The following is a 15,723-nucleotide window of genomic DNA, read 5'->3' on the forward strand; positions in this document are numbered from 1 at the left end:
GGAACCTAGCTGCGGGCTGCGACCCAGAGCGTGAGGTCGAACGGCTCGGTGACGACACCGTCGGGGAACTGCTCGACCAGCACGGCCTCGACAGCCGCGACCAGCGCCTCGGTGTCCCGAGCCTCCTGGACGTAGGACTTCGAGCGCAGCCACCGCAGGTAGAGCGGCACGTCGAGCTGCCGCTCCCACGACGTCGCCCATCGCGTCACGGGACCCGGCCAGCCGGCGGCCACCAGCTCGGCGCCGCGGTCGCGCACCCGGTAGCCGCGGCGGTAGGCCGGGTTGGCCGCCTCGATCAGCGCCTCCTGCGCGTCGAACCACGCCTGCCCGGTCGCGGCCGCTTCGTTCCACCAGACCGCGAGGTGACCGCCGGGCCGCAGGACCCGCAGCACCTCGGGGACGGCTGTGTCGAGGGAGACCCAGTGCCACATCTGCGCGCCGGTGACGACGTCGAAGGACGCGTCGGCGAAGGACAGCGCCTCGGCGCGGGCGACCACCGCGGGGATCCCCAGCTTCGTGACCGCGCGGCCCAGCATCCGCGGACCAAGGTCGGACCCGACCACCGACGCGGCCCGCGACAGCAGCCCCGGGGTGGCGAGCCCCGTCCCCGTCCCGAGCTCCAGCACGTCACCGCCGGCGAGGCCAAGGATCTCGTCGTACACCTTGTCGGGGTAGGTCGGTCGGGCTGCGTCGTAGTCGTCGACGACCGCCTCGAAGGCGGTCGGCGAGCCCGGCTGGGTCATCGCTTCCAGGCGACCGCGTCCCCGGCGTCGACGGCCGGCGCGGAGAGGTTGAGGCGGGTGAAGGCCAGCGCCTCGGCGAGGTCGGCCTCGCGCTCGGCGCGGTCCTCGCAGCGGCGGGTGTTGATCTCGACGACCACGAGGCCGTCGAAGTCGCGCTCCGCAAGCCCCTCCAGCAGCTGCGCGCAGGGCTGGGTGCCGCGGCCCGGGACGAGGTGCTCGTCGCGCGCGGAGCCGTTGCCGTCAGCGATGTGGACGTGCTGCAGCCGGTCGCCCATGAGGTCGGCCATCGCCAGCGCGTCGGACTGCGAGACCGAGGTGTGGGACAGGTCGAGGGTGAAGTGCGGGAAGTCCTCGGTGGTCGGGTCCCAGTCGGGGGCGTACGGCGTGACCTCCCGACCGCGGGCACGCAGCGGGAACATGTTCTCCACCGCGAAGTGCACGTCGGTCTCGTTGCGCATCTCCTGGATGCCGCCGACGAACTGCCGGGCGTACTCCCGCTGCCAGCGGAACGGCGGGTGGACCACGACGGTCTCCGCACCGAGCTCCTCGGCGACGTCCTTGGCCTTGACGAGCTTGGCCCACGGGTCGGTCCCCCAGACCCGCTGGGTGATGACGAGGCAGGGCGCGTGCAGGGCCAGGATCTTCACGCCGTGGTAGTCCGACAGCCGCCTGAGCGCGGTCGGGTCCTGGCTGACGGGGTCGGTCCAGACCATGACCTCGACGCCGTCGTAGCCCAGGTGCGCGGCCATCTCGAAGGCGGCCGCGGTGGACTCGGGGTAGACGCTCGCCGTCGCCAGCGCGACGCGTGCCGGAGGCACGGTCGGTAGCGGCGCGTCGGGGCGGGTCATCGTGGTGACGACCCTAGGCGCCCGGGCCCGGTCGCGCGCGGGCCGCACGGTTCACCCGTCGGCCACGAGAGGCTCACCCGCCGGCCAGCCAGTCCAGGCGGCGCAGGATGACGCCCTCGCGCAGCGCCCACGGGCACACCTCGACCACCGCGAGGTCCAGCGCGACGAGCGCCTCGTGGGCGACGAGCGCGCCGGCCAGCAGCTGGTGGGCCCGGCCCGCGGACACCCCCGGCAGCAGGACACGGTCCCCCGCGGGCGTGACCGACAGCCGGTCCACGATGCCGGAGAGGCCGTCGCGGGAGAGCCTCCGGCGTACGCGTGGCCCGTGGGCGCTCGGGGCCGCGCCGTCGAGGCGCGCGAGCGAGCGGAAGGTCTTGGAGGTGACGACGCCGCGGTCGGGCGGGCCGGCGGCGAGCAGCCGGGGGGCTTGTGCGCGCAGCGACTCCCGGACGTGGTCGCGGGCGGCGGCGAGGTCCTTGCGGGTCGGCGGGTCACCGGGCAGCAGGTCGCGGGTGAGCCGCCCCGCGCCGAGCGGCAGCGAGACCGCGACGTCGGGCTCCTCGTCGATGCCGCCGGCGAGCTCGAGCGACCCGCCGCCGATGTCGAGGCAGAGCAGCCGGCCCGCCGACCAGCCGAACCACCGGCGCACCGCGAGGAAGGTCAGCCGCGCCTCGTCCTCGCCGGGCAGCACCAGCAGGTCGACACCGGTCTCGGCGCGCACGGTCGCGAGGACCTCGGCGCTGTCGGTCGCGTCGCGCACCGCAGAGGTCGCAAAGGCGACCAGGTCCTCGACGCCCTCCGCCTCGGCCTCGGTGCGGGCCAGGTCGACCGCGTCGACGAGCACCTCGGTGCCGTGGTCGCCGAGGCTGCCGTCGGGTCGCAGCAGCTCGGCCAGCCGCAGCTCGGACTTGTGGCTGCGGACCGGGTCGGGATGACCGCCCTGGTGCGCGTCGACGACGAGCAGGTGGACGGTGTTCGACCCGACGTCGAGCACCCCGAGCCTCATACGAGCGCAGGCTAGCCTCGCGGACGTGCCGACCGAGCTGGGGATGCCCACGACCCGCGAAGTGACGCTCGACTTCCCCCGCTCGTGGGTCGAGTTCGTCGACCCGGCCGACCCCGAGCACTGGGTCCGCGCCGACCTCACCTGGCTGCTGTCGTCGTGGACCTGCGTCTACGGCACGTCGTGCCAGGGCGTCGAGGAGGGGCGCGCCTCCGACGGCTGCTGCAGCCACGGCGCCTTCTACTCCGACACCGAGGACGAGGAGCGGGTCGAGGGCTTCGCAGCTCGGCTGAAGAAGAAGCACTGGCAGTACGCCGACGTCGGCCGGGCCCAGGGCATCTCCCAGGTCGACGAGCTCGACGGGGAGCCGGCCCGCAAGACCCGCCGCGTCGACGGGGCGTGCGTCTTCCTCAACCGTCCCGGGTTCGCCGGCGGCGAGGGCTGCGCCCTGCACGGGCTCGCGGTCCGCGAGGGCCTGCACCCGCTCGAGACCAAGCCCGACGTCTGCTGGCAGCTGCCGGTGCGGCGCTCCCAGGACTGGGTCGACCGGCCAGACGAGACCCGGGTCCTGGTGTCGACGATCGGCGAGTTCGACCGGCGCGGGTGGGGACCGGGCGGGCACGACCTGCACTGGTGGTGCACCGGCTCGCCCGCGGCCCACGTCGGCGCGGACGCGCTCTACCTCACCTACGGCCCGGAGCTGGTCGCCCTGCTGGGGCAGCCCGCGTACGACGAGCTCGCGCGGCTGTGCGCCTCGGCCTCGGCGGGGGTGGCCGTCCACCCCGCGACGCTGGCTGCGGAGTCGGCGCTGTAGCGCGCTACGCCTCGAACTTGTAGCCGAGGCCCCTCACGGTGACGAGGTGGCGGGGCGTGCCCGGGTCGGCCTCGACCTTGGCGCGCAGGCGCTTGACGTGGACGTCGAGGGTCTTGGTGTCACCGACGTAGTCGGCGCCCCAGACCCGGTCGATCAGCGTGCCGCGGGTGAGGACGCGGCCGGCGTTGCGCAGCAGCAGCTCGAGCAGCTCGAACTCCTTCAGCGGCATCGCGACCTCCGACCCGCGGACCGTGACGACGTGGCGGTCGACGTCCATCCGGACCGGACCGGCCTCGAGGGCGGTCGAGGCGTCGGCGGTGTCGGTGCCGGCACCGCGCCGGCGCAGGACCGCGCGGACCCGGGCGACGAGCTCTCGGGAGGAGAAGGGCTTCGTGACGTAGTCGTCGGCGCCGAGCTCGAGCCCGACCACCTTGTCGACCTCGGAGTCGCGCGCGGTCAGCATGATGACCGGCACCGACGAGACCGCCCGCAGCTGGCGGCAGACCTCGGTGCCGGACAGCCCGGGCAGCATGAGGTCGAGCAGCACGATGTCGGCGCCGCCGCGGTCGAACTCCGCGAGCGCCTCCGGTCCGGTCGGGGCGACGACGACCTCGAAGCCCTCCTGCTTGAGCAGGTAGGACAGCGGGTCGCTGATCGACTCCTCGTCCTCGACGACCAGGACGCGCGTCATCGGGCGCGACCGGACGACGGCCGACGGGACAGTGCGGTCATGCGAGAGCCTCCTTGGTGGCCGCGGCAGGCAGCCGCAGCGTGAACGTGGACCCGGAGCCCTCGACGCTCCAGACGCTGACCTCGCCACCGTGGTTGGTGGCGACGTGCTTGACGATGGCGAGCCCGAGCCCGGTGCCGCCGGTGGCCCGGGAGCGGGCCGGGTCTGCGCGGTAGAACCGCTCGAAGACCCGCTCGAGGTCCTTCTCCGCGATCCCGATGCCCTGGTCGGTCACCGACACCTCAACCTCGCCGGCCCGGCCGCGCACGCCGACGGCGACGCGGGTGCGCTCCGGGGAGTAGGCAACGGCGTTGTCGATAAGGTTGCCGACGGCGGTGACGAGCTGCGACTCCGACCCGAGGACCGCGAGGCCCGGGTCGCCGCCGCGCACGACCTCGATGCCCTTGGCGGACGCGGCGGTGCGGCAGCGGTCGACGGCCTCGGCGACGACGAGGTCGACCGACACCGAGGTCGCCTCGGGCAGCGGGTCGGCGCCCTGCAGCCGCGACAGGTCGATGAGCTCCTGCACCAGCCGGCCCAGCCGCCCGGCCTCGACGGTCACGCGTCCGGCGAAGCGGCGTACGGCCTCCGGGTCGCCGGAGGCGTCCGACAGCGCCTCGGCGAGCAGCGACATCGCGCCGACGGGGGTCTTCAGCTCGTGGCTGACGTTGGCGACGAAGTCGCGCCTGACGGCCTCGACGCGGCGGGCCTCGGTGACGTCCTCGACGAGCAGCGCGACGTGGCCGTCGGCGCCGACGGGGGCGAGCCGCACCCGCACGGCCTCGGGGACGCGGCCGAGGCGGTGCGCCGCGAGCTCCACCACGGCCTCGCGGGCGACGCCGTCGGCACGCGTCTCACGGACCATCCGGCGCAGCTCGGCGACGGGGATCCGGCTGTCGCGCACGACCCCGAGCTCGATGGCGGTGGGGTTCGCGACGACCACCTCGTCGGCGCTGTCGAGCACCGCGACCGCGACCGGCAGCGCATCGATGACCTCGCTGGACGACGGCCCGGACGGGACCGGTGGGGCGGGCACGGCCGGCAGCGCCGCGCGGGACCGGGCCCGGGCGAGCGCCAGCCCGAGGACGACTCCGAGCAGCACGCCCAGCACGATCCCCGTGATCAGCACACGGGCGATGCTAGGTGCGTCGTACACCCTCGAGGTGAACGACGAGCGTGCGCCCGACCCGATGTTCACCTGCCGGACGCCGAGGCTTCACGTCCTGCGCGGAGGGATGCTCCCGTCGGGGATAGCCTCATCCCATGCGCGACGCCTACCACGACGAGCTCGATGCCATCTCCGCCTCACTGGTGGAGATGGCCCGGATGGCCGGGTCGGCCATGAGCAAGGCGACGACCGCCCTGCTCGACGCCGACCTGCAGCTGGCGGAGATGGTCATCACCGCCGACGAGCAGATCGACGAGCTCTACCGCGCGACCGAGGAGCGGGCCTTCGACGTCATGGCCCGCCAGCAGCCGGTCGCGTCCGACCTGCGGATGCTGGTGACCAGCCTGCGGATGGTCGCCGACCTCGAGCGGATGGGCGACCTCGCGCTGCACGTCGCGAAGATCGCGCGCCGCCGCTACCCCGCGAGCGCGGTGCCGCCGGAGCTGCGCGAGACCGTCCTGCGGATGGGCCACGCCGCCGAGGAGATCGTCGCGAAGGCCGGCACCGTCATCGCCCGCCGCGACGTGGACATGGCGGCCGAGCTCGAGGCCGACGACGACGTCATGGACTCGCTGCACCGCAAGCTGTTCGAGACGATCCTGCACGACGACTGGCCCGGTGGCATCGAGGCCGCGATCGACATCACCCTCGCGGGTCGCTACTACGAGCGCTTCGCCGACCACGCCGTCTCGGTTGCCCGCCGCGTCGTCTACCTCGTGACGGGCGAGCGCGTCACGTCCTGAGCTCAGCCGCGGTCGACCTTCTCGGGGCCCTTCCCGACGAAGCGCTCCACGAAGGCCTCCAGCGCGTCGGGCTCGAGACCGGGGCACAGCAGCCGCTGCTCCCAGGCGGTCGCGGCGAACCGCACCGGCAGCGACGGCCGCTCGACGAGCAGGACGTCCTCGGGGTTGTCGCGCTGGATCGCCAGCAGGGCGTCGACGTCGGACGCGGTCGCCCCGGGCCCGTACCAGAGCACGACGTAGCCGTGCTCGAGCGAGTGCACGAGCAGTCCGTCGACCGGCGCGCGCGCAGCCGTGAAAGCACCGGCGCGGGCGGCGTCGGCGAGGTGGTCGCCGCCTGCCGGGGGGTTGACGGCGTACGACGGGGAGGCCACGTGCCCGGAGCCCTTCGTCCGGTCGGCCTGCTGGTCCCGCACGCAGGACCCGGCGACGAGGCGCGCATCCAGGGCGTCGGCGCGCCGCTCGGTGACGACGAGGTAGGCCGCACCGGCGGCGAGCACGACGACCAGCAGCCCGATGGTGAGCGCGGCGACCTTGCGGCGCTGGGCCCGCTCGGCCTGCTCCGCCGCGGTCCGCGCAGCCTCGCGGGCCGCCGCCTCCTCACGGCGGCGGGCGTTCTTGCCGGCCACTAGCGGCCCTGGTTCTTCACGGCCTCCGCCGCAGCCGCGGCCGCCTCCGGGTCGAGGTACGTGCCGCCCTTGACCAGGGGCTTGAGGTCGTCGTCGTCGAGGTCGTAGCGCAGCGGCTGACCGGTCGGGATGTTGAGGTCGACGACCTCGGCCTCGGACAGGCCGTCGAGGTGCTTCACCAGCGCCCGCAGGCTGTTGCCATGGGCGGCCACGAGCACCGTCTCGCGGGCTCGCAGGTCGGGCACGATCGCGTCGTACCAGTAGGGCAGCAGCCGGTCGACGACGTCGGCGAGGCACTCGGTGCGGGGCACGAGGTCGCGGGCCAGCAGGGCGTAGCGCTCGTCGGTGGAGTTGTCCCACTCCGACCCGGTCTCGATGGGCGGCGGCGGCACGTCGTAGGACCTGCGCCACTGCATGAAGCGCTCGTTGCCGTACTCCTCGAGCGTGGCCTTCTTGTCCTTGCCCTGCAGCGCGCCGTAGTGGCGCTCGTTGAGCCGCCAGTGCCGCTTCACCGGGATCCAGGAGCGCTCGCAGGCCTCGAGCGCGAGGTTGCTGGTGCGGATCGCGCGAGCCAGCAGGCTCGTGTGCAGGACGGTCGGGAGCAGCCCCGACTCCTTGAGCTGCAGGCCACCGAGGCGGGCCTGCTCGACACCGAGCTCGGTGAGGTCGACGTCGACCCAGCCGGTGAAGAGGTTGAGCTTGTTCCACTCGCTCTCGCCGTGGCGGAGCAGCACGAGGGTTGCCATGCCCACGATCCTGTCAGGCGCGGTGTCGCGACCTGCAGGACACCTTCCCGTCGGCGCGCGTGGCTACGGTGCCCGGGCTCGCCCCCCCGCGGATTGGGTGGCTTTCGTCGGCGCGTCCCCACCCGCCACGCCGAGGAAAGCCACCCAATCCCCCTTGAGAGGGGGTCGGCGGGTCGGTCAGCGGCGGGGGTCGCGGCGGGGGGACCAATCGGGGGTGCCGGCGGGGCGGCGGCCGGCGCCGTCCGCGAGCACCTTGGCCCGCAGCGCCTCGTCAGCGGGATCGCCACCAGGGCCGGCGGCGGTGAGCCTGGTCCCGTAGGCCAGCCGCAGCAGGGCCTCCTGCTCGTCCTCGAGCACCTGCAGCACCTCGCCGAGCACCCGGTCGACGGACTCGACCGTCACCGCGGCGAGCGACCCGGTGAGGAAGACGTCGCCGACGTCGTCGAGGGCGAAGTGCACGTCGCGCATCCGCAGCGACCGGCCCAGCAGGTGGCGGTGCAGCGCAGCCAGGTCGGGGCAGCCGGCGGGCACGACGTGCATGACGAAGGCCTCGACCGCGACGGCCTGCTCGCCGGCGATGAGCCAGACCAGCGTGCGCGCCCGCCGGCGACCGTGCAGGGTCACGAGGTAGGCGCCGGCTTCGACGCGCTCGAGCTCGCAGCCGAGGGCGTGCAGGACGTCGAGCAGCTCGCCGTCCGCGCGCCAGACGGGCTCGGGGACGCTCACGGACGGTCGGGGTCGGCGAAGCGGGCGAAGGCGGCCAGGTTGGCCGTGGACTCGCCGCGCTTCTGCCGCCACTCCCACTCGCGACGGATCGACGAGGCGAAGCCGATCTCGAGCAGCGGGTCGAAGGCCTCGTCGGCGTAGGTGAGGACCGACCCGAGCAGCCGGTCGACCTCCTCCGGCGACACCGACGCGAGCGGCAGCCGACCGACGAGGTAGACGTCACCGGCCTTGTCCAGCGCAAAGGCCACGGCGTACATGCGTGCGTTGCGGCGCAGCAGGAACCGCTGGAACTCCTCGTGGTTCTCGTCGGGCTTGCGGCAGACGAAGGCCTCGACGAGCAGCGAGTGCTGGCCGACGACGAGCCAGGCGTTGGTGGCGAGCTTGTGGGTGCCGGGCAGCTTGACGAAGAACTGGCCGGGCGCGGGCGCGTGCCAGTCGAGCTCGGAGTCGGCGAGGGCCTTCTCGATGACGGCGGCGGCGTCGGCCTCGGGGCTCATGGCGCCATCCTGTCAGCGCGAGACGGCGAGCCGCACCTCATGGAGGTCGACCGCGGCGTCGACGTAGGTCTGCAGCAGCCCGTCGGCGGTGGCGTCCCAGGAGAACCGCGAGGCGTGGGCGCGGGCACCGAGCGACAGCGCGGGCCGGCGGTGCAGGGCCGACAGCAGCGCGTCGGACCAGTCGTCGGTGCCGTGCCCGGGCACGAGCAGGCCGGAGACCCCGTGGCGGACGGTGGTGCGCAGTCCGCCGACGTCGGTCGCGACGACCGGTGTCCCGCAGGCCTGCGCCTCCAGGGCCACGAGCCCGAACGACTCGTTGTGGGAGGGGACCGCGACGAGGTCGGCGGCGACGTACCAGTCCCGGAGGCGCTCGGGGGTCGACGGCTGCTCGAACCGGACCGGCAGGCCGAGCTCGGCGGCGAGGTGCTGCAGGGCGAGGGGCTCGGCGAGCCCGCTGCCGCTGGGGCCCCCGACGACCGCCACCTGGACGGGGAGGTCGGGGCACTGCTCGCGCAGCCGCGCCGCGGCCCGGAGCAGCACGTCGGGCGCCTTCAGCGGCTGGATGCGCCCGACGAACAGCAGCAGGACAGCATCAGGGGGTACGCCGAGAGAGGCCCGCGACAGGGTCGCCTCGCCGGGACGGAAGTGCTCGAGGTCGACACCGGGCGCGACGGTGACGACGCGGTCGACCTCGGCGTCGTAGAGCTCGACGAGGTCACGGGCCTCGTCGGCGGTGTTGGCGATGAGCCGGTCCGCGGCGGCGACGACCTGCTGCTCGCCGACGACGCGGCGCAGCGGCTCCGGGGTGTCGCCGTCGGCGAGCATCCGGTTCTTCACCTTGGCCAGCGTGTGGGCGGTGTGGACGAGCGGGGTGCCCCACCGCTCGGCGGCGAGCCAGCCGACCTGGCCGGACAGCCAGTAGTGGGAGTGGACGACGTCGTACCAGCCGGGCTCGTGCTGGGCCTCGGCCCGCAGCACGCCCGAGGTCAGCGCGCACAGCTGCGCGGGCAGGTCGTCCTTGGACAGGCCCTCGAACGGCCCCGCAGTGAGGTGGCGGACCGTGACGCCGGGGGCCAGCTCGACCACGGGCGGCAGGTCGCTGGAGGTGGCGCGGGTGAAGATCTCGACCTCGACGCCGCGGGCCGCGAGCCGCTTGGAGGTCTCGACGACGTAGACGTTGAGCCCGCCCGCGTCGCCGGTGCCGGGCTGCTCGAGCGGGGAGGTGTGGACCGACAGCACCGCGGCGCGGCGCGGCGGGTCGGTGCGCAGAACGGGCGGGGTCATGCGCCGGTCCACCTCACTGGTCAGGGTGCTGTCAGGGCACATCCTGCCCCAGGACGCTCAACGTCCGCCTCCCGTGCAGACTTCCCGCATGCGCACCGCACTTGTGACAGGGGCCTCCAGCGGCATCGGGGAGGCCACCGCCCGCCGGCTGGCCGCCGACGGGTGGCAGGTCGTCGCGGCCGCGCGGCGGCTCGACCGGCTGGGCCAGCTCGCGGCCTCCTGCTCCGGCGTACGCCCTGTGGCTCTCGACGTCACCGACCCCGCCTCGGTCGAGGCCCTCGTCGACGCGGTGCCGTCGCTGGACCTGCTGGTGGCCAACGCGGGCGGGGCCTTCGGGCACGGGTCGATCGCGACGGTGGACGTGGAGCGCTGGGCGAGGACGTACGACGTGAACGTGCTCGGGACGGTCCGGACCGTCCAGGCGGTGCTGCCGCAGCTGACGGCGTCGCGGGGGCAGGTCGTGCTGACGGGGTCGACGGCGGGGCGGTGGGTCTACGAAGACGGGGCGTCCTACGTCGCGGCCAAGCACGCGCTCGCGGCGGTGCGCGACACGCTGCGACTCGAGCTCGTCGAGGCCGGGATCCGGGTGTCGGAGGTCGCGCCGGGGATGGTGGCGACCGAGGAGTTCTCGCTCGTGCGCTTCGACGGCGACGCCGCGCGGGCGGCCGCGGTCTACGCCGGGGTGGAGGCGCTGACCGCCGAGGACGTCGCTGACTGCATCGCGTGGGTGGCGTCTCGGCCGGCGCACGTCAACGTGGACCTGCTGACCGTGACGCCGCAGCAGCAGGCGGGGGTGGGGAAGGTGGTGCGGAGATGATCATTATCTCGCTCCCCGGACAACTCGGTGCAACTCGGGCTACACCCGGGGCCTCCTCGTGCCGATCATGGTCGCGGGAAGGGGTGTGGCGTGGATCACTCAGATCGACTTGCAGGATGGGCGGCAGGTGCCGCCGCGGCGCTCTCGCTGCTCGCGTTCGGCGCAGCCGCGGTCATGCAGCAGCAGGACGCCGTCGACTACCGGCTGTCGATGGACATGCTGGCGTTCTACACCGGTGAGGGCGTCGTCGCGGCGCTGGGCCTGCTGAGCATCCCGACGCTGCGCGCGCGGGTCGCCTTCGTGGCGAAGCACTCGACCGCGATCACCTTCTGGATGCTGGTGCTCAACTTGTCGTGCGCGAGCGGCTTCGTCAGTTACGGCGGGGGCGTGAGCGGCCCGTTCTGGGTCCTGCTCGTGCCGATCATGGTCTTCGCCGGCGTCACCCTGCCCCGCGTGCTCGGCGGCCTGATCGGCGGCGCCGCCATCGCCGGCATCGTGCTCGGCGACTGGCAGGCCACCCGCTTCGGCAGCACCGACACGCTGCCCCAGCTCGTGCTGGTCGGTCTCGTGCTGGCCGTGCTGCCGCTGTTCGTCGGGGAGGTCACGGCGATGCTGGCCCGCGTCAGCGCGGCCGCGAAGACCGACCGCGACGCGCTGCAGGCCCGCGTGCAGGAGCTGTCCACCGCGCTGGAGGCGACCGCGCGGGGCGACCTCACCCAGGACCCGGGCCGCCACGTCGTCATCGACGCGACCGCCTCCTACGCCGAGCCGCTCCAGCTGCTCACCGCCTCCCTCGGCTCCACGGTCGGCAACCTGCGCGGCCTCGTCGACGCGGTCCGCGGCGGTGGCGAGTCGCTCGCGACCAGTGCCGCCGAGCTGCTCGCGACCGCCGAGGAGACCGCCGCCGGCGCCACCCAGCAGTCGTCAGCGGTGAGCGAGACGTCCACGACCATCGCCGAGCTGGCCGCCACCGCGGCCTCCATCGCCGACACCGCCGGGGCCGTCGCGGCGGCCGCCGAGCGGACCCTCCAGCTCGTCCAAGAGGGCTCGCAAGCCGTCGAGCAGTCGGTCGCCTCGATGGACCGCATCGCCGGCCGTGTCGAGGACATCGCCACCCGCTCGGTCGAGCTCGGCGAGCAGTCGCAGGAGATCGGCCGCATCCTCGGCGTCATCGACGACCTGTCCGACCAGACCAACCTGCTCGCCCTCAACGCCGCGATCGAGGCGGCCCGTGCCGGCGAGCACGGCCGCGGCTTCGCCGTCGTCGCCGCCGAGGTCCGCAAGCTCGCCGAGCGCGCGCAGGAGTCGACCGGCCAGATCCAGCAGATCGTCGACCGCATCCAGGCCGGCACGTCGGCGGCGATCAGCGCCTCGGCGGAGGGCGCGGCCGAGGCCCGCACCGGCGTCGAGCTCGCCCGCGGCGCGGTCGCCTCCCTCAGCCGGATCACCGGCATCGTCGACGAGACGACCACCGCCGCGAAGGAGATCTCCATCGCGACCCAGCAGCAGCGCAGCGCCTCCGAGCAGGTCGTCGCCGCGATGAACCAGGTCAGCGACGTCTCCCGCCAGTACGCCGTCGGCTCCAAGCAGGCCGCCGCCGCCGCCGCGCAGCTGTCGAGCCTGGCCAACGAGCTGCGCGGCGCCATCGCGCAGTTCCGCACCACCTGACCCCCCGCAACGTCAGACCAGCTCAGGAGCTGCCCACGCTCACGGGCTATGACGCAAGGATGGGGGGGTGGAGGGACAGGCCAAGCCCAAGAGGTACGCCGCGGGCCGTGCGCGGGCGCTCGGCCTCGCGACCCGCGGCACCACCCACCCCAACCGACTGCGCCGCGTCGACCGCTGGCTGGTCACCGTCCACCGGGCCCGCCTCGACGGCGCCCACCTGGTCGACCTCGGCTACGGCGCGACCCCCGTCACCACCGTCGAGCTCTTCGACCGGGTCCGCCGCGCCGCCCCCACGGCCACGGTCACCGGCATCGAGATCGACCGCGAGCGGGTCGCCGCCGCCCAGCCCGCCGCCCGTGACGGCCTCGCCTTCGTGCACGGCGGCTTCGAGCTCGCGGGCACCCGCCCGGACGTCGTGCGCGCCCTCAACGTCCTCAGGCAGTACGACGAGGACGTCGCCGCCGAGGCCTGGCAGACCGTGCTGGCGTCGATGGCACCGGGCGGGCTGCTCGTCGAGGGCACCTGTGACGAGCTGGGCCGCCGGGCCGCGTGGGTGACCCTGCACGACGGCGCCCCGCAGACCCTCACCCTCGCCGCACACCTGCCGACGCTCGAGCAGCCGTCCGACCTCGCCGAGCGGCTCCCCAAGGCGCTCATCCACCACAACGTCGCCGGGCGACCGGTGCACCAGCTGCTCGCGGACCTCGACGCGCAGTGGGCCCGCGCCGCGTCGTACGCGCCCTTCGGTCCCCGGGCGCGCTGGGTCGAGGCTGTCACCGCCCTCGACCACCCGCAGCTGACGCCGGAGCGTGCCCGCTTCGGCGAGCTCACCGTCCCCTGGGAGACTGTCGCGCCATGAGCAGTCACCACACTCACGTCGTCAACAACGGCAAGCGCGACCTCACGATCGACGAGCTCGCCCGCCAGCAGCCGGGCATGGACCGGCTGATGGCCGAGGTCGGCCCGCGGGTCCACCGGACCTACTACGCGGCGCTCGCCGGCAACTGGCCGCTCGCCGCCTACTACTGGAAGAGCGCGGTCAAGCAGCTGGCGCTGTGCGTCGACTCGCGGCCCAAGTACGACCCGGAGATGACGGCCTACCTCGCCGACGACTGCCGGCCGGTCACCGACGCGATCAAGGCGGCCGACCTGGCAGCGTTCGAGCCGGCCTACGCGCACATGGTCGACCGCGCCAACGTCCTGCACGGCGTGTTCGGCAAGCCCTACATCGGCTGGCGGACCCCCGACTCCCCGCCCGACGATCTCGACCTGCGCGCGGGGATGTAGCGCACCGGCCTGCGCACGCACCGACCTGGGAACACACGACGGCCCCCTCCCGGATCGGGAGGGGGCCGTCGTCGTCGCTGCGGGTGGTGCGACCCGTGCTTACTCCGAGAGCAGGAGGGCGAGCTCGGCGTCGAGGTCGACGACCTCCTCCTCGGAGCCCGTGGGGACCGCGAGGTAGGTCTGCTGGAGGAACTCGACGAGGGAGTCGCGGTCGATCTCGAACAGCGCCGAGCCCGACGGGGAGGCCATCGCGAGGTTGACGACGCGCTCGGAGCCGTGCACGGACGGCCAGACGCGGACGTCGCCCTCGCCGACCGTCGTCGCGACGCCGTCGGTGAGCAGCTGGCGGGCGAACATCCACTCGACGATGCCGTCGCCCTCTCCACCGGTGTGGAAGGCGACGCGGACGGCCCACGGGTCGTTCGCGTCGTAGCGCAGACCGGCGAGCACGGGCAGCGACGGGCCACCGGGGACGACGAGGCGGAGCTCGAGCTCGGTCTGGACGCTGGCGATGTTGCTCATCGGGGTTCTCCTCGGTCTGGGTGGTGCGGCGACACCCTGAGCAACGAGGGCCCGCAGGCCCAGTGACGGGCGCGAGGCCCATTCACCCGGACGTGTGAGCCCCGAACCGGGACAGGTCGTCCCTAACAGGGTCGTCTTCCTGGGGTCCGGTGTCGTGACCCGATCGGACCAGTGCCGGACACGCCCGGTTGGTCCCCGCGCGCGGTTCCGGTTGGTCCGGCCGCTGACGGGGAAGTCCACTCGCATGAGCGACGAGGTGGTGGTCCTGCGCGGCGGGAGCCGGGACGGCGAGTCGACGACGGTCCAGGGCGGCGTACGACGGCTGCTGGCCGCGAGCGCCGCGCCCGGCCTGCTCGACGTCTACGAAGCAGACGGCACGACCGAGCACCTGGCCAGCAACGACGTCGACGCGCTGGTCTTCGTGCTCGTCGGGCAGGAGACGTCGGAGGGCATCGCGCCCGAGGCGCTGCACCTCCCCTCCGCCCGCGACTGACCCTGCGGGTCCGGTCGACCGAGGCGCCGGGCGTGCGCGAGGATGGCGCCATGGGCATCGAGAGCGGCGTCTTCCTGCTGGTGAGCATCGCGACCACCGTCGCCGGGATCTGGGGCCTCGTCGACGCCCTGATCCGGCCGGCCGCAGCGTTCCAGGCGGCCGGCAAGCTCGAGCGGCGCTGGTGGGCGCTGATCTGCCTCGGTGCCGTGCTGATCGGACCGTTCTTCCCGATCATCGGGCTGGGCTTCGTGGTGGCGCTGGTCGTCTACTTCGTCGACGTGCGGCCCGCGGTGCGCGAGGTGCAGTCCGGCGGTCGCTGGAACTAGCACCCGGACAGCCGACGACCCCCGGCGCACGGCACCGGGGGTCGTCGAACGAGGTCTGACTAGCCGATCTTGTCGGCAGCGTCCTCGACGGCCTGCTCGCCGGCCTTGACGGCCTTCTTGGCGGCGGTCGCGGCGGCACCGGCCTTCTTCACGGCCTCCTTGCCCTCGGTGAGGGCGGCCTCAGTGGCCGGCTGGCGGCGGATCGAGGTGACGAGGCGCTCGCCGCGGACGGCCAGCTGGGCGTAGACGGCGGTGGCCTTCTCGGTGGCGGTGGAGACGCGGCCCTCGAGCTCGGTGCGCAGCGTCTTGGCCTGGGCCGGGACGGTCGCGGGGAGGGTCTTGACGAGCTCGGTAGCGGTCGCGAAGCGGGCCAGGGCGTCGGCCTGCGCCTTGTCCTGGACCTTCTTGGCGTCGGCGGGGACGTCCTTGACCTGCTCGATGACGAGGTCGAGGACACCGACCGCGGCGAAGCCGGGCTTGCGGACGTCGGTGAGGTCGATCGTCGGCAGGGCCGGGAGGGTCGGGAGGGTCGGGAGGTTCTTGACGGTGAGCTTGCCGACGAGGGTGGAGCCGGTCTTCTTGACGCCGGCGTCAACGGTCGGGGTGGTGGTGGCGGACATGCGGGCCTCCTGGGGCGGGTGCTGTCGGGCGCCGAGGTGACGCCCGAGGGGTGCTGGTGGGG

General features: G+C 73.7%; 20 protein-coding genes. 8 read left to right on the forward strand and 12 right to left on the reverse strand.

The features are described 5' to 3' along the window. Positions 1-5 precede the first annotated feature (5 nt). The 3 genes from Q8R60_10780 to Q8R60_10790 form a co-directional block, all read right to left on the reverse strand. Positions 6-743: a class I SAM-dependent methyltransferase gene (locus Q8R60_10780; GenBank protein MDP3712951.1), complete on the reverse strand. Its 738-nt coding sequence runs from the start codon at positions 741-743 to the stop codon at positions 6-8. Beyond that, positions 740-1,591, reverse strand: a complete 852-nt coding sequence (locus tag Q8R60_10785; protein ID MDP3712952.1) for a sugar phosphate isomerase/epimerase — start codon at positions 1,589-1,591, stop codon at positions 740-742. Before Q8R60_10785 ends, Q8R60_10780 begins: the two co-directional genes overlap by 4 nt. Before the next feature lie 73 nt (positions 1,592-1,664). After that, complete coding sequence (locus tag Q8R60_10790; GenBank protein ID MDP3712953.1) at positions 1,665-2,597, reverse strand: Ppx/GppA phosphatase family protein; 933 nt, start codon at positions 2,595-2,597, stop codon at positions 1,665-1,667. Between the two features lie 43 nt (positions 2,598-2,640). Here Q8R60_10790 and Q8R60_10795 point away from each other — a divergent pair, with 43 nt between their 5' ends. Further along, positions 2,641-3,408 (forward strand): hypothetical protein, encoded by a 768-nt coding sequence (locus Q8R60_10795; protein MDP3712954.1) that lies wholly within the window; start codon positions 2,641-2,643, stop codon positions 3,406-3,408. 4 nt (positions 3,409-3,412) lie between these two features. On the opposite strand, the gene Q8R60_10800 is transcribed toward Q8R60_10795, so the two are convergent. Together Q8R60_10800 and Q8R60_10805 are read right to left on the reverse strand one after the other, a co-directional pair. Next, positions 3,413-4,099 (reverse strand): response regulator transcription factor, encoded by a 687-nt coding sequence (locus Q8R60_10800; GenBank protein ID MDP3712955.1) that lies wholly within the window; start codon positions 4,097-4,099, stop codon positions 3,413-3,415. A gap of 37 nt (positions 4,100-4,136) precedes the next feature. Further along, positions 4,137-5,267 carry an ATP-binding protein gene (locus Q8R60_10805; GenBank protein ID MDP3712956.1) on the reverse strand — a complete coding sequence of 377 codons (1,131 nt, stop codon included), beginning with the start codon at positions 5,265-5,267 and terminating at the stop codon, positions 4,137-4,139. 134 nt (positions 5,268-5,401) lie between these two features. On the opposite strand from Q8R60_10805, the gene phoU reads away from it, so the two are divergent. After that, positions 5,402-6,049 (forward strand): phosphate signaling complex protein PhoU, encoded by a 648-nt coding sequence (gene phoU, locus Q8R60_10810; protein ID MDP3712957.1) that lies wholly within the window; start codon positions 5,402-5,404, stop codon positions 6,047-6,049. Between the two features lie 2 nt (positions 6,050-6,051). On the opposite strand, the gene Q8R60_10815 is transcribed toward phoU, so the two are convergent. The 5 genes from Q8R60_10815 to mshA form a co-directional block, all read right to left on the reverse strand. Then, positions 6,052-6,675, reverse strand: a complete 624-nt coding sequence (locus Q8R60_10815) for a DUF3105 domain-containing protein (GenBank protein MDP3712958.1) — start codon at positions 6,673-6,675, stop codon at positions 6,052-6,054. Next, a complete protein-coding gene (locus tag Q8R60_10820; GenBank protein MDP3712959.1) occupies positions 6,675-7,421 on the reverse strand; it encodes a phosphoglyceromutase in 747 nt (248 codons plus the stop codon). The genes Q8R60_10815 and Q8R60_10820 overlap by 1 nt, the downstream gene beginning before the upstream one ends. 177 nt (positions 7,422-7,598) lie before the next feature. Next, on the reverse strand, positions 7,599-8,147 hold the full coding sequence (locus tag Q8R60_10825; protein MDP3712960.1) for a YbjN domain-containing protein: 549 nt from the start codon (positions 8,145-8,147) through the stop codon (positions 7,599-7,601). Further along, positions 8,144-8,644 (reverse strand): YbjN domain-containing protein, encoded by a 501-nt coding sequence (locus tag Q8R60_10830; GenBank protein ID MDP3712961.1) that lies wholly within the window; start codon positions 8,642-8,644, stop codon positions 8,144-8,146. The genes Q8R60_10825 and Q8R60_10830 overlap by 4 nt, the downstream gene beginning before the upstream one ends. 12 nt (positions 8,645-8,656) lie before the next feature. Next, a complete protein-coding gene (gene mshA / locus Q8R60_10835; GenBank protein ID MDP3712962.1) occupies positions 8,657-9,928 on the reverse strand; it encodes a D-inositol-3-phosphate glycosyltransferase in 1,272 nt (423 codons plus the stop codon). Positions 9,929-10,016: 88 nt separating this feature from the next. On the opposite strand from mshA, the gene Q8R60_10840 reads away from it, so the two are divergent. The 4 genes from Q8R60_10840 (at position 10,017) to Q8R60_10855 (ending at position 13,700) form a co-directional block, all read left to right on the forward strand. Then, positions 10,017-10,745 (forward strand): SDR family oxidoreductase, encoded by a 729-nt coding sequence (locus tag Q8R60_10840; GenBank protein MDP3712963.1) that lies wholly within the window; start codon positions 10,017-10,019, stop codon positions 10,743-10,745. Positions 10,746-10,835: 90 nt separating this feature from the next. After that, entirely contained in the window at positions 10,836-12,413 is a 1,578-nt protein-coding gene (locus Q8R60_10845) for a methyl-accepting chemotaxis protein (GenBank protein ID MDP3712964.1), read from the forward strand. Between the two features lie 67 nt (positions 12,414-12,480). Next, positions 12,481-13,272: a class I SAM-dependent methyltransferase gene (locus tag Q8R60_10850; protein ID MDP3712965.1), complete on the forward strand. Its 792-nt coding sequence runs from the start codon at positions 12,481-12,483 to the stop codon at positions 13,270-13,272. Further along, the gene (locus Q8R60_10855; GenBank protein MDP3712966.1) at positions 13,269-13,700 is read left to right on the forward strand and encodes a hypothetical protein; all 432 of its coding nucleotides are present in this window, start codon (positions 13,269-13,271) and stop codon (positions 13,698-13,700) included. Before Q8R60_10850 ends, Q8R60_10855 begins: the two co-directional genes overlap by 4 nt. 99 nt (positions 13,701-13,799) lie before the next feature. Here the strand turns inward: Q8R60_10855 and Q8R60_10860 are convergent, their stop codons facing one another. Next, positions 13,800-14,222: an SsgA family sporulation/cell division regulator gene (locus tag Q8R60_10860; protein MDP3712967.1), complete on the reverse strand. Its 423-nt coding sequence runs from the start codon at positions 14,220-14,222 to the stop codon at positions 13,800-13,802. A 244-nt stretch (positions 14,223-14,466) separates the two neighbouring features. Between Q8R60_10860 and Q8R60_10865 the strand changes: the two genes are divergently transcribed. Both Q8R60_10865 and Q8R60_10870 read left to right on the forward strand, forming a co-directional pair. Further along, on the forward strand, positions 14,467-14,715 hold the full coding sequence (locus Q8R60_10865; protein MDP3712968.1) for a hypothetical protein: 249 nt from the start codon (positions 14,467-14,469) through the stop codon (positions 14,713-14,715). Positions 14,716-14,765: 50 nt separating this feature from the next. Next, the gene (locus Q8R60_10870; protein ID MDP3712969.1) at positions 14,766-15,041 is read left to right on the forward strand and encodes a DUF2516 family protein; all 276 of its coding nucleotides are present in this window, start codon (positions 14,766-14,768) and stop codon (positions 15,039-15,041) included. Between the two features lie 59 nt (positions 15,042-15,100). Here the strand turns inward: Q8R60_10870 and Q8R60_10875 are convergent, their stop codons facing one another. Further along, positions 15,101-15,661, reverse strand: a complete 561-nt coding sequence (locus tag Q8R60_10875) for a hypothetical protein (GenBank protein MDP3712970.1) — start codon at positions 15,659-15,661, stop codon at positions 15,101-15,103. Positions 15,662-15,723 lie beyond the last annotated feature (62 nt).

The organism is Mycobacteriales bacterium, assembly GCA_030697205.1.
Taxonomy (GTDB): Bacteria; Actinomycetota; Actinomycetes; order Mycobacteriales; family SCTD01; genus JAUYQP01.